The organism is Nostoc sp. (assembly GCF_036919815.1).
In the GTDB taxonomy this organism is placed as follows: Bacteria; Cyanobacteriota; Cyanobacteriia; order Cyanobacteriales; family Nostocaceae; genus Nostoc.
This window is the reverse complement of the sequence record NZ_JBALCE010000097.1, coordinates 1-21,516: the sequence shown is the minus strand read 5'-3', so window position 1 is coordinate 21,516 and position 21,516 is coordinate 1. Positions and strand designations below refer to the sequence as shown.

The 21,516-nt window shown below is 43.0% G+C and carries 17 protein-coding genes and 2 pseudogenes; 7 read left to right on the top strand and 12 right to left on the bottom strand.

The annotated features are described in order from the left end of the window. Positions 1-165 precede the first annotated feature (165 nt). Positions 166-498, bottom strand: coding sequence for a hypothetical protein (locus V7K15_RS23065; protein WP_334909214.1), 333 nt, complete (start codon positions 496-498; stop codon positions 166-168). A 530-nt stretch (positions 499-1,028) separates the two neighbouring features. Further along, positions 1,029-1,238 (bottom strand): hypothetical protein, encoded by a 210-nt coding sequence (locus tag V7K15_RS23060; protein ID WP_334909145.1) that lies wholly within the window; start codon positions 1,236-1,238, stop codon positions 1,029-1,031. 503 nt (positions 1,239-1,741) lie between these two features. On the opposite strand from V7K15_RS23060, the gene V7K15_RS23055 reads away from it, so the two are divergent. The 6 genes from V7K15_RS23055 (at position 1,742) to V7K15_RS23030 (ending at position 8,275) form a co-directional block, all read left to right on the top strand. After that, positions 1,742-2,392 carry a hypothetical protein gene (locus V7K15_RS23055; protein ID WP_334909143.1) on the top strand — a complete coding sequence of 217 codons (651 nt, stop codon included), beginning with the start codon at positions 1,742-1,744 and terminating at the stop codon, positions 2,390-2,392. A gap of 608 nt (positions 2,393-3,000) precedes the next feature. Next, entirely contained in the window at positions 3,001-4,839 is a 1,839-nt protein-coding gene (locus V7K15_RS23050; protein WP_334909141.1) for a peptidoglycan D,D-transpeptidase FtsI family protein, read from the top strand. Positions 4,840-5,107: 268 nt separating this feature from the next. Next, positions 5,108-6,223: an iron-containing redox enzyme family protein gene (locus tag V7K15_RS23045; RefSeq protein WP_334909212.1), complete on the top strand. Its 1,116-nt coding sequence runs from the start codon at positions 5,108-5,110 to the stop codon at positions 6,221-6,223. Between the two features lie 207 nt (positions 6,224-6,430). Then, positions 6,431-7,126, top strand: coding sequence for a class I SAM-dependent methyltransferase (locus tag V7K15_RS23040; protein ID WP_334909139.1), 696 nt, complete (start codon positions 6,431-6,433; stop codon positions 7,124-7,126). Positions 7,127-7,697: 571 nt separating this feature from the next. Then, entirely contained in the window at positions 7,698-8,087 is a 390-nt protein-coding gene (locus tag V7K15_RS23035; protein ID WP_334909137.1) for a hypothetical protein, read from the top strand. Positions 8,088-8,089: 2 nt separating this feature from the next. After that, positions 8,090-8,275, top strand: a complete 186-nt coding sequence (locus V7K15_RS23030) for a hypothetical protein (RefSeq protein ID WP_334909135.1) — start codon at positions 8,090-8,092, stop codon at positions 8,273-8,275. Between the two features lie 41 nt (positions 8,276-8,316). Here the strand turns inward: V7K15_RS23030 and V7K15_RS23025 are convergent. Then, positions 8,317-9,828, bottom strand: a pseudogene (locus tag V7K15_RS23025) (IS5 family transposase). Positions 9,829-10,246: 418 nt separating this feature from the next. On the opposite strand from V7K15_RS23025, the gene V7K15_RS23020 reads away from it, so the two are divergent. Continuing rightward, positions 10,247-10,429, top strand: coding sequence for a type I restriction-modification system subunit M N-terminal domain-containing protein (locus tag V7K15_RS23020; RefSeq protein ID WP_334909133.1), 183 nt, complete (start codon positions 10,247-10,249; stop codon positions 10,427-10,429). A gap of 22 nt (positions 10,430-10,451) precedes the next feature. Here the strand turns inward: V7K15_RS23020 and V7K15_RS23015 are convergent, their stop codons facing one another. The 9 genes and pseudogenes from V7K15_RS23015 to V7K15_RS22975 form a co-directional block, all read right to left on the bottom strand. After that, positions 10,452-10,910, bottom strand: a complete 459-nt coding sequence (locus V7K15_RS23015) for a hypothetical protein (RefSeq protein WP_334909131.1) — start codon at positions 10,908-10,910, stop codon at positions 10,452-10,454. A 45-nt stretch (positions 10,911-10,955) separates the two neighbouring features. Beyond that, positions 10,956-11,237 carry a hexameric tyrosine-coordinated heme protein gene (locus V7K15_RS23010; protein ID WP_334909129.1) on the bottom strand — a complete coding sequence of 94 codons (282 nt, stop codon included), beginning with the start codon at positions 11,235-11,237 and terminating at the stop codon, positions 10,956-10,958. A 33-nt stretch (positions 11,238-11,270) separates the two neighbouring features. Beyond that, positions 11,271-11,921 (bottom strand): annotated as a pseudogene (locus tag V7K15_RS23005) (nitroreductase). Positions 11,922-12,007: 86 nt separating this feature from the next. Beyond that, entirely contained in the window at positions 12,008-12,415 is a 408-nt protein-coding gene (locus tag V7K15_RS23000; RefSeq protein WP_334909127.1) for a hypothetical protein, read from the bottom strand. Positions 12,416-12,494: 79 nt separating this feature from the next. Continuing rightward, positions 12,495-14,054 carry a GMC family oxidoreductase gene (locus V7K15_RS22995; protein ID WP_334909210.1) on the bottom strand — a complete coding sequence of 520 codons (1,560 nt, stop codon included), beginning with the start codon at positions 14,052-14,054 and terminating at the stop codon, positions 12,495-12,497. Positions 14,055-14,106: 52 nt separating this feature from the next. Continuing rightward, complete coding sequence (locus tag V7K15_RS22990) at positions 14,107-15,045, bottom strand: NAD-dependent epimerase/dehydratase family protein (RefSeq protein ID WP_334909125.1); 939 nt, start codon at positions 15,043-15,045, stop codon at positions 14,107-14,109. A 267-nt stretch (positions 15,046-15,312) separates the two neighbouring features. Further along, complete coding sequence (locus tag V7K15_RS22985) at positions 15,313-15,852, bottom strand: DsbA family protein (protein ID WP_334909123.1); 540 nt, start codon at positions 15,850-15,852, stop codon at positions 15,313-15,315. A gap of 336 nt (positions 15,853-16,188) precedes the next feature. Continuing rightward, complete coding sequence (locus tag V7K15_RS22980) at positions 16,189-16,833, bottom strand: response regulator transcription factor (protein ID WP_334909121.1); 645 nt, start codon at positions 16,831-16,833, stop codon at positions 16,189-16,191. Positions 16,834-16,911: 78 nt separating this feature from the next. After that, the gene (locus tag V7K15_RS22975; protein WP_334909118.1) at positions 16,912-21,495 is read right to left on the bottom strand and encodes a PAS domain-containing protein; all 4,584 of its coding nucleotides are present in this window, start codon (positions 21,493-21,495) and stop codon (positions 16,912-16,914) included. Positions 21,496-21,516 lie beyond the last annotated feature (21 nt).

Below are 21,516 nucleotides of genomic sequence, written 5' to 3'. Positions count from 1 at the left end.
GAAATAACGTGATTGACTAAATCTACTTATTTAATATCTATATATATTCTTTACATTTATTTGCAATTTTGTCGTCACCGTTATCCTACCTCAGAATGGGGCATTGGGGAGTGGGGGGTGGGGAAGATGGGATAAAGCTCTTGACATTTGACCCTTGAGTAATTATCAAAAATTTAAAAATGGGAAAAACTGAAATAATGTTTTACGTAAGCGAAGCAAGAAAATCTGTTCCCGAATTTTCGGATCTAGTTTTGGTGGCGGTGCTTCTTGCAACTGCGCTTGTAATTGGATATATTCGGCAGCTGTGAGGAATTTTCCATCAATAGGCGATCGCGCTTCTATGATAATTTTAGTGCGTAATATTTCTTCTGGTGTATCTTCTGCTGGCGGTAAAGCTACTACTGCTGATCCCCAATAGCTACTTAAGAGAATTAACGTAGTAGTAATCACAATTAAGCACAGTAATTGTATATTCTTTCTCGCTTTAACTCTCCCCATCTGCCCAACTGCTTTCACAACGCCGGATGAAAATCTGTTTTTCTCATTCCCTATGCCCAAAGTTACAAATTCTCCTAATAAAAATCTGGCAATATCAAGGGACATTACCAGGTCTCTCCTGATCCGGAATAGACTATAGGGAATGCTCAAGAGCAATTGCCAGCGATCGCAATGAATTGTTTTATCCTCTGAAAACTCAGGAATTTAAGCTATTCCAAATACCAAACCAGAGAAGTGCCTTGCCCACAAAATGGTTTAGATTTATATAACTCAACTCCCTTGGACTTGGAACAAGGTTCGGTCAGGCGAGAATTTCAGGCGGACACTTGGTTGAGGACGTAACCCTGATCACCAGTGTCCTCTACTTGCTGCCCTACTTAGCTGAGATTTCAGCAAACTCTAGGCTCTGAGCCACCAAGAGATAGAAAGATCCAGGTTTATTACGTTAACCTAATTAATTCTAGCTATGTGGTGACGAGCGTTGTTACTAAGCTCTTTTGGGCATCATTCAAACTAAAGCTGAGGATGCCTTATTTAGGAGTAACTGTGGGAGTAGTAGCGGGAGTAGGTGCTGTAGTAGCGGCAGGGCTAGACCCCGTAGGAGGTGCATCAGTTGGTTCACCTGTAGCAGCAGGAGTACTAGTGGTACCAGCACCAGCACCATCACCACCACCATCGCAGGCTCCGAGAATTGCAGCCAGACTTAACATTAAAGCCAAACCAAAGATTTTTGTTTTCATAACTCCTCTTTCACCAATTGTGGCTAGTACAATTTTTCGCCTGTTGAATACGATACCGTATTTATTGCTTTTTTTTAAGGCTGCGAGATTACATAATTAAAAAAACAATCCTTTGGTGTATTCTTTTTGGGATTACATCTCATACAGCCATCTGATTAGTTTCTCTTAACTCAGGAGCAAAACGGAAATTACTAAGTTTTCTAGTAATCCGAGTTATCATAGCAAAAAATTTTATTTTTTTCACAGAGTCTTGCATTTTGCTGCCCTGTGAAGCCATACTTTAGGGGCGATAGCTAAAGGGGAAGCTGTCCAGTTGCTAATCGCTGATTGCAAACATTGCAATATTTAGAGGATGCAAACATTGGTACAGTTACCTATCATAACAGTTAAAAGGGTGTAGTCTGTTATCTGTGCTTGTTGCAGAGAAGATATTTTAACCTCAGCAAAAACAGACAATCAAGATAGTCAATCTAAAGTACAGTATTTCCCATCTAAAAAAAATTATGGTAGTTGCTCGTAAATCTGCTGTTTCTACAAGGGGTAATTGGTTCCGGCAAAATTCTATCCTTTCTTTAGGGAGGCGACGCTCTGCACGTATGGAGTCAACAGCAGGGAGCGCTTCTACACCAGTATCCTCTCAAAGACAACAGCGTTCCTCGAAAAATCTCGCGCTTTCTCCCACAAATGAGGCAGTTATGCCCAAATCGGTGAAAGAGTTGGGTAGACGACAAGTGCCAAATCTTAATGAGCAGTCGAGTGGGAACCTTCCCACAATGCCTAATTCGGCAGCTGCACCTTTGTGGTTGCTGCGCTTGTACAGCTTTCATGGTTATTCAACAGTTTTGGCGTTTTTGTTAGTAGCATCGACACTTGCTGTTTATGGCTGGACGGTATATTCCCAACAGCTTTGGAGTCAGTCATATCGCAGACTGCAAGGTCTCCAACGTCATGAGCAGTTGCTAATGACAACCAACGCGACGTTGACAAATAAAATGGCTCAGGAAGCAGAACAACCAACAGCAGGGCTGGTATCACCGACTCCTCAAGGGATGATTTTTTTGCCTCCAGCATCTCATAGTTTTAAACCGGCATCGTCTAACACAACGCCAAATTCTCAAACGCAACAGCAAAGACTCTCGCCATTAGGATACTAATCTAATTCGTAATTCGTAATGACGCTCGTTCGCTCTTAGCGTCTCCCCTTCTCCCAAAGGGAGAGGCTAGCGCCTTCTCTACGAGACGCTCCGCGAACGCGGAGCGTCTCGTAGAGAAGGGAGAAGACTCGCTAACGCTGCGCTAACGTAATTCGTAATTGAGAAAGTCAGATTTGCAGCAATTTTCAGGTAATTAAACCATACTGTAGAGCAACAGATGTGCATTGGTGTGAAGTTAACGTGAAAGTTAGTAAGCAAGAATGTTTTGACACATTACCTCGTTTATCTTGTTCCCAGTGTCCGACTGGGAATGCCCCTGATTGAGGCTTTGCCTATTAACTTGGGGCTCTAGCGCAATGAGCAGCATTTCCAGCCAGAACGAGTTTTTAAAATGGTTTTGGCTGAAGTCTGACACTAATCACATCTGTGCGCCCCTAGCGAAGATTATGGTTCAAATACATGAAAAAGGCTGTAATCTGAGTTTCTAACTCTTAAATCTGTAGCTTTATTTTGGAGAATTGGTAAAAGGCTAAGAGTCATTAGTCATTTGTCATTAGGACTCCGACTTGTAGCAAATGACAAATGACAAATGACAAAGGACGAACCCAATGCAGAAGTCACCAAGCAGAACAAAATTCAGAAAGTTTCGGAATCCAGGATTCACAAGGGGACAAAAAGGTTATAAGCGAGGGTTTTTGGGAAAATTAGCCTCTAATATCCAAGACAAAACATTCAACACTAAGTCTCGACTGTTCATAGTCTGGGGCGTATTAATGGCATCAGGGTTGGGGTTGGGTGTGAAATTGTATAACCTCCAAATTGTCAAGGGGATAAAGTTAACAGAGCAGGCACGAAACCAGCAAATGGTAAGTTTGCGACCTTTTATGCCCCGTCGCCCGGTGTTAGATCGCAATAGTAATCTGTTGGCAATTGACCGTCCTGTATACACTTTGTACGCTCATCCCAAGCTGTTTGATAAGTCTAATGAAGATATGGCAGAGCGATTGGCGCCAATTTTGGCAAAAGAACCTGCGGAATTGGTGAAAACTTTTCAAAGCAAAAAAAGCGGAATTATACTTGCCCCTGCCCTACCGCAAGAAATTATCGATCATGTCATCTCTTTGCGCTTAAATGGCTTGGAGTGGATTCAAAAATACTCCCGATATTACCCGTCAGATGATTTGGTTGCTGACGTGGTGGGCTATGTGAATGTTGACCGCCGTGGTCAAGCAGGTGTGGAATACTCTCAAGAGAAGTTGCTAGAACGTCCTGTGCAAACGGTGCGGCTCAGTCGGTCGGGTAATGGGTCTGTGATGCCTGATCATGCCCCTGAAGGTTTTTTGCATTTTGATGATTTGCGACTGCAATTAACTATTGATAGCCGTCTGCAACGAATTGCTCGGACTGCGCTTAAACAACAGATGCAGAAGTTTGATGCCAAACGGGGAGCGGTAATTGTAATGGATGCGTTAGATGGTTCCTTACTCGCCCTGGTTTCTGAACCTACCTATAATCCTAATGAATATGCTAAAGCTAATATTTCGCTATTTAAAAACTGGACGGTAGCGGATCTTTATGAACCGGGATCGACTTTTAAACCTTTGAATGTGGCGATCGCTCTGGAAAATGGCGTGATCAAAGCAGATGATATGTTTAATGACTCCGGCTCTATTCAAGTAGCTAATTACACCATTAAAAATGCTGAGAACAATGGTTACGGGCGGATCAACATCGCTCAAATTCTCCAACATTCTAGCAACATTGGCATGGTGCAAATTATCCAACGCTTAAAGCCTTCAATCTACTACAACTGGCTAGAACGCTTGGGGCTAGGACAAAAAGTTGATACAGATTTACCTTTTGAAGTTGGCGGTCGGCTCAAAAGTCAAGAAGAATTTATCGCTTCGCCAATTGAGGCAGCTACTACTTCCTTTGGACAAGGCTTTTCCATGACACCGTTACAGCTAGTGCAAATGCACGGTGCTTTAGCCAATGGCGGTAAGTTGGTAACACCCCATATAGTTCGGGGACTGATTGATAGCAAAGGGCAGATGCATGATTCACCCACGCGCACCATCCCCCGGCAAATTTTCTCTGCCGCAACAGCGCAAAAGGTTGTAGAAATGATGGAAACTGTTGTTACTGAAGGCACGGGCAAAGTGGCACAAATTCCGGGATATCGGATTGCTGGTAAAACTGGTACAGCTCAAAAAGCTAGTCCCTCTGGCGGCTACATCAAGGGTGCGAGAATGACCAGCTTTGTAGCTATTTTGCCCGTGGAATCTCCTCGGTATGTAGTGTTTGCACTGGTAGATGAGCCAAAAGGAGAAAGTGCCTATGGTTCTACTGTCGCTGCGCCAATTGTGAAATCGGTGATCGAAGCGCTGATTCCTCTTGAGGAGATTCCGCCAAGTAAGGCAACAGGGGAAGAGACAGAAGCGCCGTAGGGAGCAGGGGAAGTGGGGGGATAAGGGAGATGAGGGGGATAAGGGAGACAAGGGGAATAACCCATGCCCAATGCCCAATGCCCAATGCCCAATGCCCAATGCCCAATGCCCAATGCCCAATGCCCAATGCCCAATGCCCTGTCTTCCTGTAGACTTAATCTTTACTTTATAACCAGGGAAAGAGGTACACAAAGCTCGTTGTGTGGAATGTTAAGTATTATAGGTGAAACTAATTTCTCACTTTTCTTCCAAAGCTACCGAAGATTCCATGCAAAGCAATTTAGTTATATTTCCTAACGCTGGGGCTGCTAAAAAGAGCAGACAGACAGAAGAAAGAACAATTACCAAGTACGAGCGTGCTGAGGAGCAATTTATAGAACTGCTAGCAATGGAGGATTTGGACAATCAACTGGATGTAGAACCTGCAATAGCCAGTGAGTTTGAACAGACGCTCTCTATGGCAATTCGCGCCGCTTATCATGACGATCGCTCTGATGCAGAGGCTCACCGTTTTCTGCAACGGATACTTTATCGAATTAATCGGCTAAAGCTGTTTTGGTATGACGATTTGCGGCACTATACCAATGAGCGATCGCTTTACTTGTATTCATGTCGTGACAAAATTGAAGCTGCTTGGCAAAAGTGGGAACTGGCACAAATCAATGTGACAGCACTGCAACAATTGGATGTCAAACAAGCTTTAATTGAGCGTGCATCTGCTGATTTAGAACCGCCTTTGTCAAACGATAGCCGATACATCCGTGAGGAAATGACGGAAGTTGGCTATCGCCATTTGCTAGCGATCGCTTCCTTTGATGGCTTAGTTGAAGGTAGTCGTCTTTGCTACGTATTGGGTGGTGCTGCTAATGAAGTGCAGTGTACCCTGGTGCGAGTATTACTAGAAGAATACGGCAATGGTCGTTTATCCCGCAAGCACTCGACATTTTTTGCTCAAATGCTGGCTGAGTTTGGGATGAACACTGAGCCAGAAGGATACTTCGATTTGGTACCTTGGGAAGTCTTGGCTTGCGATAATCATAACTTTCTCACCACTGATCGCAAACGCTATTTTCTACGTTACAGTGGCGCGTTGACATATTTTGAGGTGGGTGGCCCTGCGGCTTACAAAAACTATTTGGCGGCGGCGCAACGACTCTCACTCTCAGAAGCGGCGATGGGTTATTGGGAACTGCACATCAGGGAAGATGAACGCCACGGCCGTTGGATGTTGGATGATGTAGCTTTGCCTTTGGCAGAACGATATCCCGCTCAGGCGTGGGAACTGGTGCTTGGATATGACCAGGAGAAACTAATGGGCGATCGCGCGGCGGGTGCTGTGATGCGATCGATACGTGAAGCAGAACAAGCCGCCTTACTCATCTAAGAAATCTCAAAAATTAGAAATGGCAAATTTTTTCTGGCGTTTCTAATTTGACATTTTTAAATCATTCTATGGCTAATCCACTTACAACCTAATTTCTTTAGTGAGGGCTTCTTTGCTAAAGGAACGGTTATTTATTGCCTTAGGATTAAGGTATGTAAATAACCTTGAATCACATTGATTATACCATACATTTGGAAGTGCAGTCAAATGAAAGACATATTTTTTTGTCCTGAAGAATCTAATTTCTACTCAAACTGCTTAGAAAACTTTGTTATTAGAAATTGTAAAAAGTCTGAGTTGGTTGTAGAATTTGGTTCAGGAGATGGCAGCCCTGTTATTAATTCATTATTGAGAAATAAGTTTGATGGCGTGATACATGGATTTGAATTAAATAGTTCTGCATGGAAAGTTGCAAATTCAACCATCGATGAATATGATCTCACTAATAAATACATAATCCATAATTCATGTTTGTTTAATTCTTCTCAACCAGATGCAGACTATCTTGTAGCCAATCCACCGTATCTCCCCGCACCAGATAATGATATTTATATGCCACTCTTATTTGGGGGCGTAGATGGAGCCACAATTACCAACGAGCTTTTATCGTTAGATTATGAAAATGTCTTGGTTTTAATATCTAGCTTTTCTAATCCAATAAGTACGCTGAATCTTGCAAAACAAAATGGATATTGTGTTTCAAATTTCATGGTGTTACCTTTGCAGTTCGGCTACTATAGCTCTGATCCCAAGGTAAAGAAACACATAGAAAAACTCCGAAGAAATCAGATGGCATTTTATTCTGGCGATTATTATTTTTTAGCTGGGGTTTTATTTAAAAAATGCCAGGATTCTGTAATTGATTTATCTAATCAATTAGCTCAGGTGATGACGAATTTGTGAAGATGGAAAACAACTTACTAGTGCTGTCTTTAGAAACCAGCAAATTTTTATCAATGCCAACCGCCTGGGGATATTTAGCAATATCCCTTAAAAGGCTAAAAACCTAAAGGCGGCACCCGGATTTGAACCGGGGGTGGAGGTTTGCTGCACCTTCTTAGATGTCAAATGGGTTCTATAAGCCGGCATAAAATGCTTTTAGCGAAAGAACGATTTCGTCATAGCAAGAAAAACGATTCAAAGAAATAACGAAATCGTTCTTTACTAAAGGGCGAAAAAACGATATAAATAAATCGCTATAAAGCGAAAGGACGATTTCACGATGACCGTAATTGTGGGTGTCATTTCACAGAAAGGTGGCGTTTCAAAAAGTACGATTGCTCGGTTGATTGCTCGTGAGTATGCTGCTGCTGGCTAGGATGTAAAGATTGCCGACCTAGATATTTCTCAAGGCACAGCCACGGACTGGAAACAGCGCAGGGAAGTAAATGGTATCCAACCAGAAATCGCTGTTGAACAATTCCGCACTGTAGCTCAAGCACTTTAACACGCCTCGGTTTATGACCTCATGGTTATGGACGGGCCACCGCATTCCATGCAAGGCACTCTAGAAATTGCCCGTGCAAGTGATTTAGTAGTCCTGCCGACAGGCTTGTCACTGGATGACCTAAAACCGTCTGTACTTTTGGCGCATGAATTGGTAAACGCCAAAATCCCTACAAATAAAATTATTTTTGTTTTATGTCGAGTCGGCGATCGGGAAAATGAAATTGAGGAAGCCCGCTCCTATATCCATAAGGCTGGTTATGACACAGTGGCTGGCTCAATTCCTGAAAAGACTGCGTATCGTCAGGCAAGTGATAACGGTCGCGCTCTTTCGGAAGTCACGTTTCCTACCTTGAAGCAACGGGCAGAACAAGTAGCACAAGGAATTATTGATCTATTAAGTGAGCAAGAGTCCTAATTATGTCAACTAAACCACCACCACCGCCTCGTATTAAAGAAACAAAAGATAACTTGGAGAAGCCCGAACCAGGGGAAATAAGCAACTTAAATTTTAAAGTACCTGCCGAGTTTAAAAAGGATTTCAAAATTGCGGCAGCTACTTACGGTTGTACCCAAGTTGAGCTATTGCAGCGAATTTTTAAATAGGGGTTGCTGAAAAAGTAATAAAAAAGCAAGATCAGGATTGGTTAGTTATTCAAGCAAGCCCTAAATATAAGTTTTTGTTGTTTTTGATTAGCTAAACTATAACTTTGAATAATATTAGAACCGAAAAAAGGTATTGTTTTCAAAAATAGACATAAAAAAGCACTCTTAGAGCGTGACAGTTGAGTAGAAAGATTCATTACTAAAAAAGTAATAGCAATTGCAGTTTTAGAAGTATAAGACAGTTTCGCCATCACTCTACCCAGGCTAAATCTTCTTTTAGCTTGTCCAAACTTTCCCTCAATAGAATTACGAACTCTTTCATCTTCTAAAGCTTGCTTCTTTTTTTCCTTACTTACATTGGCTGGAGGTCTGCCTAAAGGGTTTCCACTAATTCAAATACCTCGTTCTTTACACCAAGCTCGGTTCTCTCGTGTCCGATAAATTTTATCAACATGAAGGGATTCTGGATAATAACCAGTATAGCTTTTAAAGGAAACTAAAAAGTGCTTTTAAGTCTCCTGATTCGTTAAAATTATCCCAACTAATATGGTCTAAAAATACATATCCCTCAAAGCAACTAGCCGACAATTTTGCCCCAAATTCCACGGCTTTACCAGCTTTACCTCGGACAATGGGACGGATATGTGGTTGAGTTAAACTGACGATACGATCATCAATACTCTATTTTTTATTTTCATACAACCATAGTTGTTGACCATAGACTTCTCCGACTACAAGCAACATCTTATATTGGCTGTTAATTAATTTTTCTAGAGTTGCCCCTGATCTAATTAGCTGGTCAATATGAGATAAGTTTCTTTTGATATATTGAAGTTGTTTTTTTATCGCTTTTCTCCGGTCTTTTTGGGATACACGACGTTTTTTAGCTACTTCTAAATAATCTTTTCTAGCTACCTCTCGATATGTTCTTGGCTTTTTATCTAATTGACCCAATACCTGTTCATAAAGTAGGTCTATAATTTTTTCTGTCTGCTTTCTCGCTTGATTTAGTAGCCCTAAATCTGTTGGATAGCTGATGTCACCTGGCGCACAAGTGGCATCTAATATTAATTTTCCTCGATTTTTTGGTAAAATTTCCTCTTTTTCGGATGATAGCGCAGCCTTAGCGAGTCCGTGAGCGTCTTCTGTTTTTTTTTCACTTGAGAGGATGTTTTCTCTAGCATCTTCTTCACCATTTGTTGATTTATCTTATTGACTAATTCAGCATTGATTCTTTCTCGGAAGTGAACTAGCATTGATGCATCAAATGCAGCGTCATTACTATAAGATGACATCCCTATAAAATACTGTAGATAAGGGTTTTCCTTGATTTGTTCTACTGTTTACCTGTCACTTATGCCTAGTTTCTCTTTAATTATTAATGCACCTAACGCCATCCGAAATGACTTTGCTGGTGCCCCCATCTCTGCGGAGAAAGATAAAGAATATTCCGACTCAAATTCTGTCCAAGGTATTAAATCAGCCATAGTCACCCAACGATTATCTGATGATAACTTTCCCTCAAATGGAAGTTCAAAGCTTGACGCTGGAATTGGAGTTGATTCTTCTTTTCAGTACATAGTTACATCGGATACACACTTGTCTGGGCTGACCACAGTCATGCAAGGATTTTGGGCTATTTTACCTCCTTATCTTGCACTGGAATATACTTCTTTGGTCTGATAATCTAGAGACTGTCACCTTTTCTTTCTTTTTCAGCAACCCCTAAATACTGGGCAGATAATCATGGCTAGTCAAGATTCGTTCTTTAGCGAAAAAACGAAATAACGATTTCTTTATTTCTTCTTTTAGCGACTTCTGATTTTGTGGTTTTCAACACAAGCTATACTGACAAAGCATTACTCTCAGAAACTAAGCTGAATAGTTTTTCTGGGCAATTGAAGATTTAGCAGCGATGGCGCAAGCGCCCACCGTAGGTGATCGCAGATTATTTAGAGGAGTAGGATTTTAGTGGCGCGTGGTCAGAAAAAAGCCGAACCGAAAAATGGTAACGGAGCGAAATTAAATTTTGAACAAACCCTGTGGGCAGCTGCTGATCAATTGCGGGGTGATTTGGATGTAGCCGAATATAAGCACGTCGTCCTTGGGCTAATTTTTCTGAAATATATTTCCGATGCCTTCAGTGAACTTTAAAGTATAGGTAATCAGTAAAGGTTTAGGGAAACACAAGTTTCGATTCAGGTGAATGACCTAAGTAAATGTGAGCAGACGATTTCAGTACAATTTCGGAGTAGATAATTTTTTGCATCTGTAAATTGGGGACTCGATTGGCTAGTGTGCTGTAAGCAGTGATTTCTCCTTCCAGGCTAAAGTCAGCATTCGCCACACAGTGGTAATAATCGTGAATTGCTAGGAATGCAAAACCATAAAACGGATTCGGATAAATCTCGCTATCGTAACTCTCAGCCGATACCCATAGATGCTCTTGGGCAATATCCGCACACATTTCGGCAGCCGTGCGATAGCGCATATAATCAGAGAACATCGGATTAATCGGAAGTTGTTGAAACTCGCCCATCAGCCAGTTACAGAGTTCTTGTTGATCTAGGTCTGAGAGTTCGACAGATTCTCCTTCCAGGTAGAGTTTGGCAAGAGTCTCTACTTTGGGTGTCATGGAAATCACCTCTGAGCAAATTACTGATTTGATGCTGTCGAGATATTACTTGCGCCAGTAGTTATTAGCTGCGGCGATCGTGGCAAACTCTGTTGCAACCGTCTGTCCAACGGCAATCAACATCATGGCATCGTTACCATATACGTCTCGCAGTTGGTTGCGTTTATCTTCATCCGGCTGAGTCAGTTTAATAATTAGCCGTGCCATTTTGACTGCCAATTGTCGTCCTGCTTCTGGTGTCTCAGTCAACAGTGAGTTATTAGGAACCAATGTAATTTCGGGTGGTGTCACAACAGGTGAATTGGTTGAAGCTATTACATTATCCATGTCAAAATCTCCTAAAATAAGGAAAAACAGGCTTTAATGGTCGAGAAACGTAACGTTTTTGTCAACAGATTCACGGCTAATATGCAGATGATTAGCGGAGAAATCAGGATCGGAATAGCCAACGGCTAAACCACAAATAATCAATAATTCCGGTGGGATGTTCAATTCGTTACGGATGATTTCGGGATAACCTGCTAGTGAAACCTCTACGCAAGTGCCAAGTCCGCGAGCAGTTAGGCACAACACCAGCGTTTGTAGATACATCCCCACACTCAAAGCATCCGCAACGCCAAGGTCTTGATGCATACAAACAATACCAACCACTGGTGCGTCAAAAAATTCGTAATTGCGAAGAACGGCTTGTGTTCTATTCGCTTTATCGTCACGAGCAATGCCCATTGATCCGTAGACTTACACACCTAGTTCCTGGCGGTAATGCTGGAAGGCTTCTGGAAGTGGTGGGATGTTAGGCAGTTGTTGGTTGGCTTGGTTTAGCAAAGCCTCTTGGAGGCGATCGCGACGGACACCAACAGCAAATACCATCCGCCACGGCTGGATGTTTGAATTTGACGGCGCACACTGGGCTAAAGTGAGAGCTTCATCGAGCAAATTTCGCGGCACTGGTTGAGATAAGAATTTGCGTGTTGAGTACCGGTCTTGAATAGTTTGGTCGAGATCGAACATATTCAATCAACCTTGATGAGAAATAAATGTGAACTCAAATACTCATCTAGCAGCCTCAGAAGACTCCCGCCACACCGAGGAGTAGTTTACAAAACTTGTTCTTGGTGAGTCGCCGTTTTCAATGCCACTATACCAACCCAACAGCCAAATCCATTCACAATTAATATCAAGATGGCTGTAACTTGGAATAGCATTCCCCAACCTGCAAAGGCAACTTGAGAAACATGATCCGGACTAATTACAAGCAAATGATTGTAGATTGCAAAAAGGAGCGATCCTGCCATTGAACCCAGCAACAACCAGCTACCGAGGCGGTAAAACTGTGTCCAAAGTAAAACGGCGGCAATGATGGGAATTAGAAAAATCACAATCCCCACAAACGAACTCTGAAGCACAGAGAGGGCAACTGGGATTTCTATATGTGCTAAACCATGTAATGCATTAGCGATCGCATGAAGAATCACGATCGCTGTTCCATATTGAGCAATCTTCATTTTTCTTCTACCTCAAATTTTTAACTGGCATGAAGAATCGTCACTTGCTAACTTCTAAATTGTCCGGTCATTGAGCGAGTCAGTTGGCAATTACTTTCTGTCCTTGCTTTGAAAAGCTACCTGCTGTTTTAATTAAAGCAGCTGCTTTTTCGCCAATCATCATAGTGGCCGCGTTCGTATGTCCCGTAATTACAGTTGGCATGATTGAAGCATCGACGACACGCAACCCCTGAACTCCATGTACCCGTAGTTCGGGGTCTACAACTGCCATAGAGTCAGTTCCCATTTTGCAGGTGCCGATTGGGTGAAACACCGTACCGCAAACGTTGCGGATATAAGCTTCGAGTGCTGCATCACTAGTCACGTCGGCACCAGGAGCAACTTCCCGACCTCGAAACGGATCGAAGGCACTGGTATGAAACAATTGGCGCATTAATTTAATTCCGTCAATTAGCTTTTTCACATCGGATTGACTTTGCAGATAGTTCAATCGAATCATTGGTGCATCTTTGGCATCCGGCGAACGCAAACTTACACTGCCAATATTTTGGGGATGAGTCAAAACGACCAGACCCGTGAAGCCTAAACCAGAGTTGGCATAGCCAGGAGGTGCCCACAGAATCGGGCCGAAGACCAGTTCTAAATCCGGTGCAGCTTCCAAATTACCTTCACTATGCAAAAACAATACAGCTTCGGCGATGCCATTGCTGGTAATTGCCGTGTGTAAATCACCAGTTGCTTCGTATGGAAAAGGAACAACAATGTGGTCTTGTAGATTTTGACCGACACCAGGCAAATCAACGACAACAGAAATCCCCATTGCTTGTAATTGTGCTGCATCCCCAATGCCAGAAAGCATCAGCAACTTGGGCGAATCGAATGCACCTGCACTAAGAATCACTTCCCGATCGACCCTGGTCTGGTGCAGTATTCCTTTGTGCAGATATTCTGCTCCAACGGCGCGAGTTCCTTCAAATAACAACCGAGTTACCCATGCTCCAGTCATCACAGTCAAATTGGGGCGATCGAGAATGGGCAGCAGGAAAGCAGCCGCAGCACTATGCCGTTTCCCATCTTTGACCGTCAATTGAAATGGCCCTACTCCTTCCTGCTGGATGCCATTGAAATCAGGATTGTAGTCATAACCCAGCGTTATTGCTGCCTCTACAAATTGTTGGGATATTGTGGTAGGAGCAATCAGATCGGTGACACTCAACTCGCCATCTACACCGTGGTATTCGGAGGCACCGCGTTGCTGATGCTCAAATTTCTTGAAATAGGGCAATACATCCTGATAACTCCAACCGGGATTCCCCAGTGACTGCCAGCGATCGTAATCGTGATGATTGCCTCGGACATACAGCAGGAAATTGATTGAACTGCTGCCTCCCAAGACTTTGCCACGAGGACAAAAGATTTTGCGATTGTCGAGATACGGCTCTGGTTCAGAGAAGTAACCCCAGTCCACCTCAGTGCCAAGTAGAGTTGTGCAGTCTAACGGAATTTGAATCTCTGGTTTTGTATCTGGATTACCTGCTTCGAGTAACAGTACGCTGGTTTCTGGGTCTTCGGTCAGGCGGTTAGCGACAACACAGCCTGCCGAACCTGCACCAATCACAATGTAGTCATACTGAGTCATGATTCTTTCTGCTTGTTGATTGTATGTTGCAGTTTGCTTGTTTATAAAATTGCTAACTGGCATAAGCCACAGTAGCTCCAACCAGCCACTCCAGCGATCGCGGCTGAAAATTGAGTTCGCGTTTTGCCTTAGCATTGGATGCGCCCTGCATCTGAGTACCGTAGTAGACGGCATCCGCACCACCTACTTTTAGTGCCTCTGCAACTGATATCTGCGGTGGCGGTGGAGCATTGAGCCAACGGGCATAGGCAGAAAGCCACTCGCGCACTTCTAAGGGGCGATCGTCGGTAATTAGATAAATACCAGGATTGCCTTGTTCTGCTGCCGCAACTGTAGCGATCGCTGCATCTTCAATATGTAACCACGACCATACGCCTTCTCCATTCCCCACGATTGGGAACTGTTGCTGGCGCACCTGGTTAGCAACGTCACCATCGGCAGCAAACCAAGTGCCAGACCCGTATAAAAAGCCATAACGCAGAGCAATTCCTTCTATGTTCGGCGTTTCCAGGAGACGACGTTCAATCTCAGTCACTGTGTGTGCATCTGCTGCAACTGCGGGCGAAGCATCAAAAGCTAAGGGAGTTTCTTCGTTTGCCAATCCCGTCCCAGGAACTCCCCAGAATGCGATCGACTGTCTCAAGTAACGACGCACGCCTGCTGCTTGCGCTGCTGTCAGTACATTAGCACCCCCTTCTCTACGAATACGAGTGTTTAGTGCTGCTGCTGCACTCATTGACTCACCAGTGTAGGTTTTGGGTAGTGCGGTGAGTTGTTCGATTACCACTTCCGGTTGAGTGCGAACTAGAGCCGCTTTGACAGCATCAGCATCAAATACATCTGCGAGCGCAGGTTCCACGCCTTGTTCGGCTAAAGTTTGCGCGTTTTCTGAAGAATGGGTCAATGCAACTACATCGTGACCTTTGGCAACCAATTGCGCGATTAGTGGACGACCGATTACTCCCGTTGCGCCTGCCACAAAAATCTTCATTGTTGACTCCTCGAATAATATATATACAGATCCCAACTGCCTGGTGTCATCCATAATCCGTGGATGAGAACAATTGTTTTTCTTATTTGATTCATGGTTTAAATCCTTTTTCTGCGGATATGTTGCGAGCAATTATTCAAGCGAGAATGAGCGGAATGCCGATGACAAAACACTTCAGACGTGTTGATTAAAGTGGAGTCAAGGTATTGTAAATTACTACTCATCAGTTCATCTCCTAGCTCAACGTCAAGAGTTCAATTGATTCAACTAAGTGTTTTGAAGTTCGCTCTCGTTCAGTAGTTTGTCTGTGTCCCAAGCATCTCGATAGCGAATACCGTTGATAAATAAAGCTGGCGCACTGTTAACTCCGCTTTGGATGCCGCCTTGAATATCTTGAGTAACCCGTTTAGCATGAACATGGTCTGTCATATCCCGCAGGAATCGGTCGATATCAAGCTGTATTTCATAGGCATACTGTAGAAGATGTCCATTATCAAGTGCGGATTGATTCGCAAATAAGATATTGTGCATTTGCCAAAACTTATTTTGTGCGGCGGCGGCTTCTACCGCTTCTGCTGCCTTTTGTGCTTGAGGATGTAAGTGTGTACGGGGGAAATGGCGAAATACAAAGCACAATGGCATCTGTTGCTGAATCTCTTGAATCATCCTGTTAACCTCACCACAGGAAAGACATTGATAGTCACCGTATTCAACTAATATGACTGATGCATCGATTCCTCCTTGGGTATGGTCGTGTTCTGAAACTGGTATGAGCAGCCGTTCACCATCGCTTGTCTGACTCATCATTTTTTTATGCGGTCTGTGCATAGCATCTTGGCGATGAAAATGCTGGAAAGAACAATAATAAATTAGGTGCTGCTGATTAATAGGATGATTTTTCTCACGCAAAGAGGAAGAGTTTTAAATGTTGAAATAAATAATTTCATCTAATTTCATCCCGCAATTATGCAACGCCAGAAATGCAATATCGTTTCTTGGTTCTGAGAATATGAAAATTGCCCCCACTTTGTCACATCCCCTGCGAGAAGTTTTTACACTAGTAATAGGGGTAGGAATTAACTTACTCTTAAGTCCAGAAATAACCTATCCTCAAGAGCAGGTGATAACTCTAGGACTAAGTTTTTAAAGTGTAATAATACCGCGCTTGAGAGCAACAATCATTGCTTGAGTGCGATCGCTCACTCCCAATTTGCTCAAAATATTTTTCACATGAAATTTGACTGTTCCCTCAGCGATCGCTAAAACCGTGCTAATCTCTAAGTTACTCTTGCCCGTTGCCATTAGGCGTAGCACTTCCAACTCACGCTCACTTAGTTCTGGACTCTGTAGCCGTTCTGCCAGTTTTGCGCCTACTGCTGGGGGGATATAATGTTTACCGTTGTGAACTGCCCGAATTGCTGTCAGTAGTTCATCTGGCTCTGCATCTTTTAAAACATAGCCCTTCGCACCTGCGCGCAATCCCCGATAGATGTCTTCGTCGCTGTCGTAAGTTGTCAGCACGATGATTCGAGCGTCGTTAAACTCACCACAGATAGTAGCGATCGCTCCAACACCGTCCATCTCTGGCATCCGCAAATCCATCAATGTGACATCGGGTTGACGTTGGCGGAACAATTCTACGGCTTCGTACCCGTTGCAGGCTTGCCCAACTACGGTCATATCCGATTTATAATCGAGTACGGCTGCTAGACCTTCGCGCATAAACGGATGATCGTCGCTGATCAAGATGCGGATAACAGAGGAGTCAGGTGTCGAAGGGTGTCTCATGGCATTTTCTACCCTCACTGGAATTTCTGTCCCTTGTCCCTTTATCTCACGCAAAGGCGCAAAAACGCAAAGGAAGAACTATACCATTTGTACCCTCACTGTGATTTCTGTCCCTTGTCCAATGTGACTCACAATCGTCAATTCTGCCCCAATCCGTTGGGCGCGTTCGGTTATTCCAAGTAAGCCAAAGCCCCGACCGATAGACAGACTGCTGCTTTCAAAGCCTTGTCCATTGTCTTTGATTTGCAAGATGAAATGTGTTAGCTCATACCGCAAGTCAACACTAATGTTGCTTGCCTTGGCATACTTAAATGCATTGGTTAACGCTTCTTGCCCGATGCGAAGTAAATTAGTTTCTACCTCTTTCGGCAGAGTATATGGTTCATCAATCACTTCGCAGACGACCTTTACTGAGGTGAGAGAAAACATCTGCATAGCGAGACGATTGAGTGCGCTGTATAAATCCCCTTCTTCTAGGATCTGTGGGCGGAGTGCTTCTACCGAGCGACGGGCATCCGACAGCCCAGAACGTGCCAAGATCCGCCCCGTTTTTAGGTGTGACTGGGCGGCATCTGGATCGAGGGTGAGGCGCTGGGAGGCAGCATCTAAGTGAACGATGATACTAGTAAAAGCTTGGGCTAATGTATCATGAATTTCTCTCGCCATACGGTTGCGCTCTTGTAGAATTGACGATTCTTCAGCGCGTTGGCGTTTGCGGAGGGCTGTGTTGTGCTGTTCGGTAATGTCGGCAACCAAACCATAGTATCCTCTCACTTGACCGTGGCGATCAAAATCGGGGATATAGGTAGCACTGATATGCTTTTTGCTAGACGAATAGGAAAGTTCTGCCTCATAGGTTGTGATCTGTCCCCCCAGCGCTTGCTTGACATACGGTTCAACAACTTGATAAGCTGCTTCTCCCAAAATTTCGCGCTTATGCTTGCCAATAATTTCATCTCGACTACACCTAAACCAATCCTCACAGGTCTGGTTGACAAACCGATAACACTGATTAGCGTCTGTATAAAAGATACATACAGGTAGAGCATCGGTAATCAGACGTAACTCCTGTTCTCTCTCGCGCAGTGTGCCTTCGCTTTGCTGTAAAGCTGCTGTTCTTTCTACTACCTGTTGTTCTAAGGTGCGGTTGTAATTGGCTAACAGTTGCTCTGCTTGTTTGCGCTTGGTGATGTCTTGAAAAGCTGCGATCGCATAAATCACCTTGCCCTGTTCGTCAAAAATGGGTGTCCCCCAACCTTCAACCGGGATGATTGCATTGTTTTGGCGAATTTCTAAATCGTCAATTCTTGTGCGATCGCCTTTCAACGCCCGCATCACTGGAAGGTTTTCAATGGGATATGGTCGATCTGTTCCCGCCAGATAAAGTTGATAAATTTCTGCAAGTTGTTCTGGTGTCGCACCAGGAACAATGCCTTTACCTAATAGCTGAATTGCCTGTTGATTGGCATAGTAAGGGCGACCGAGCGTATCCACGACTCCAATTCCTACCGGCACTGCTTCTAAGAATTGAGCCATTTTACTTTCGCTAGCGCAAAGCTTTGAGTAGAGTTTGGCATTTTCAATGGCGATCGCTGCCTGTGTCGATAAAAGATTTAAAACTTGCGTTCGCTCTGGTGTAAATGCCCCAGCCGCTAGTTGATTTTCTAGATACAATACGCCGACGAGCTTACCTTGATTCAGCAGTGGCATACATAAGATTGATTGAGGTTGATGGTGTTGAATGTATAGTTCATTAATAAAATTGCCTTCACGAATCGCATCATTTAAAATGACACATTCATGAGTATGAATAACATAATTAATAATTGATTCGGGTAAATAATTTGCAGTTGGGATAGATTGTAATACTTGCGTAGTATAGAAATTCTCACTATTACTATCATTTATTTGACAAGCAGCTTCAATAAACCATTTTCCTGAATTTTCCAAAATTATAAATCCTGTTTGTGCACCAGCATTTTCAATTAAGATTTTCATCAAGGAGTTGAGTAATTGCTCCAGCTCAATTTCACTAGAAATCGCCTGAGATGCCTTTAGAACTGCCGCTAAATCAAAAGCGATAGGTGAGTTGTTAGAAGTCGTTTTAGAAACTTTGGAAATTGGCGTGTAAGCCACAGTTGATGACTGAGGAAATAGCTGTGGATAGCGAGCTTCTAAAGCTTTGACCTTTGCAATCGCTCCCCAACGCTCATAACAGTAATGAGCTTCTTTCATGTAAGTTTGGGCAAACTTTTCCCGACCTCTGACCAAATAATGTTTTGCAGCCAATTCGTATGCTAACGCCTCTTCTTGGATATATTTATTTTGTCTAGCTCCAAGAATTGCTTGTTCGTAAAATTCTTCTGCTTCAAAAAAGTGACATAAAACTCTTGCAATCTCTGCTTGGAGCAAATGATATTTATGCAAGTGATTCATTGGCGCGTAATCTGCCCATCGCTTTATTTTCTCTTGGCTAACACTAACATTTTTGAGAATTTCCGCCTGTGCTTGATCGCTGCTTTCGGGGTAGGTTGCGAGCTTTGCCAGAGAGTCATAGAGGTAATATAAAGGAAAAAGGGCTGTCCCTCTTGCTTTTAGTAAATGTCTTTGGGCTTTCCTAGCATTTTCAACTGCTTGAGAATACTCAGAAAATAGATAGCAGAGAAAAAGTTTGTTGAAGTTTACTAGAAAAATTACAGCTCCATCTGTTTCATGCTGTGGCAGTCTATTCTCCTCATTGTAAGCTTCGCCAATTAGATGAGTTAGACTGGCCGAACATCCCATCAAATTTAAGACAGACTGCTGAAATATTTGATTCCAGGCGAGTGGTGTTTCCTGTTTGATTTGATGGATTGCTTCACCATAAGTTCTCAACTCGCTTTCAAGTTCCCCGAGTTCTTTTCCGGCAATAAAGGATTGCAGGCAGTAAGTGTGAGCGCAATAGGCGGCAAACTCTAAATCTCCAGTTTCTAACCCACTTTGATAACCCTCTGGTAATTGCTGAGATGTTTCTCTAATATGTTCTTTCCAGTGAATAATGAAGACATATACAATGAAAAATGTTTTAGCTCTGAGTGAATGAGTATTAGACTGTGACAACAGCAAGAGAGCAAGCTGCCCAAATTGGTAGCCTGACTCAATGTTTCCCACCATTCCACAAAGAATTAACCCAAAGTTGGCATAGGCAAAACCAGAGGTAAACGTGTTGCCATACTGAATTGACAAGTTGACCTGTTTCGATGCCAGTAGCGGCATCAAATCAGGAGCAGCTATTTGGGCAGCAATCATAATACTTGATAGGATTCGCATTGCTGCTAACTTGTCCGGCTCGGTCATTGCTGGTAAATACCTTAAGTCCACAATCGGCTTCTCACCCAGAAGTAATGTAATTGTGTCTAATTCCAGCTGAATATCTGGCTTACTTGGCTCTTTGGGAAAACTGATCCTTAGTTGCTGCAAAACTTGTAATGCAGTATTAATTGCTTTCAATGGCTGGCTCTGCGCCATGTGGGTTTGAATTTTGACTTCGTAAATTTTTACGATGTCGAGGATAGTTTTAGCTTCTTGGACAACGATCGCCACCCAATATTCTACTTGCTCAAACTCGCCACACAAATACGCAACTTCTGTTATTTCTATATATAAATCTAATGTCAGTTCATAGTTTGTTTGCCAGCTTGAAGCTGCCAGCAAAACTCTTGCTGTAGCTAAATATTTTTTCGCCATACTATAGGCGATCGCAGTTTTTGCTTTCTGACCTGCCATCAAATTCAATTTGGCAACTTCATTGCGTTCTAATTGGTCGGTAACAAGCTCAAACCCTTGATTCAGATGATCGACAATTTTAAACAGCCTATCTGTTATCCGCTCTAGTGAAGTATTTCCCAGCAGATTCTGACCAATTTGTAAATGAACAATTTGCTTATGCGCTTCATCAATTAAGGCGTAGGCGGCTTGCTGTACGCGATCATGCAAAAACTTATACTCTTGAACTAACAATTCCTCATCTAATTCAGAGAGAGGTTGAATTAATCCTGCTTGGATTGCTACCAGTAAATCCTGAAAAACTGATTTAGGTAATTGCTTACAAATAATCGATAACGTATCTAAATTAAATTCAGCCCCAACACAAGCAGCTAGACGGAGAATTTGCTGTGTTTGTTCTGGTAGTTGCTTCAACTTGCCAAGCATCAACTCTACAACATTATCAGTGATATTTTGAGCTTTAATCTGAGCAATATTCCACTGCCAGCTTAAATTTTCAACATCAAATATCAAAAGATTTTCGCTATACAGCGTCCTCAAAAATTCATTCACAAAGAAAGGATTGCCTTCGGTTTTATGCAACACCAACTCAGCTAAAGAATGAACAGTGTCAGTATTGTGATCTAGCGTCTCGACAATTAACTGACTCAAAGGTTCTAACGTTAAGGGTGTCAGGATAATTTCTTGAAGCACTGCTCCTTGTTTTCGTAATCTCTCCAGCGTTAACATCAACGGATGGGTTGGATTTACTTCATTATTTCGATAAGCTCCAATTAAAAATAGGGATTGGGTTTGCTCATCCAGCAGCATCAACTCAATTAACTTCAGCGTTGCTGAGTCTATCCACTGTAAATCATCTAAAAAGATCGCAAGGGGATGTGACTCTGAACAAAACACCCGCACAAACTGCCCAAAGAT

Bases quoted from the DNA above. Each gene is read 5' to 3' on its own strand.
- V7K15_RS23065 (WP_334909214.1), bottom strand. From the start codon at position 498: ATGGGGAGAGTTAAAGCGAGAAAGAATATACAATTACTGTGCTTAATT.
- V7K15_RS23060 (WP_334909145.1), bottom strand. From the start codon at position 1,238: ATGAAAACAAAAATCTTTGGTTTGGCTTTAATGTTAAGTCTGGCTGCA.
- V7K15_RS23055 (WP_334909143.1), top strand. From the start codon at position 1,742: ATGGTAGTTGCTCGTAAATCTGCTGTTTCTACAAGGGGTAATTGGTTC.
- V7K15_RS23050 (WP_334909141.1), top strand. From the start codon at position 3,001: ATGCAGAAGTCACCAAGCAGAACAAAATTCAGAAAGTTTCGGAATCCA.
- V7K15_RS23045 (WP_334909212.1), top strand. From the start codon at position 5,108: ATGCAAAGCAATTTAGTTATATTTCCTAACGCTGGGGCTGCTAAAAAG.
- V7K15_RS23040 (WP_334909139.1), top strand. From the start codon at position 6,431: ATGAAAGACATATTTTTTTGTCCTGAAGAATCTAATTTCTACTCAAAC.
- V7K15_RS23035 (WP_334909137.1), top strand. From the start codon at position 7,698: ATGGACGGGCCACCGCATTCCATGCAAGGCACTCTAGAAATTGCCCGT.
- V7K15_RS23030 (WP_334909135.1), top strand. From the start codon at position 8,090: ATGTCAACTAAACCACCACCACCGCCTCGTATTAAAGAAACAAAAGAT.
- V7K15_RS23015 (WP_334909131.1), bottom strand. From the start codon at position 10,910: ATGACACCCAAAGTAGAGACTCTTGCCAAACTCTACCTGGAAGGAGAA.
- V7K15_RS23010 (WP_334909129.1), bottom strand. From the start codon at position 11,237: ATGGATAATGTAATAGCTTCAACCAATTCACCTGTTGTGACACCACCC.
- V7K15_RS23000 (WP_334909127.1), bottom strand. From the start codon at position 12,415: ATGAAGATTGCTCAATATGGAACAGCGATCGTGATTCTTCATGCGATC.
- V7K15_RS22995 (WP_334909210.1), bottom strand. From the start codon at position 14,054: ATGACTCAGTATGACTACATTGTGATTGGTGCAGGTTCGGCAGGCTGT.
- V7K15_RS22990 (WP_334909125.1), bottom strand. From the start codon at position 15,045: ATGAAGATTTTTGTGGCAGGCGCAACGGGAGTAATCGGTCGTCCACTA.
- V7K15_RS22985 (WP_334909123.1), bottom strand. From the start codon at position 15,852: ATGATGAGTCAGACAAGCGATGGTGAACGGCTGCTCATACCAGTTTCA.
- V7K15_RS22980 (WP_334909121.1), bottom strand. From the start codon at position 16,833: ATGAGACACCCTTCGACACCTGACTCCTCTGTTATCCGCATCTTGATC.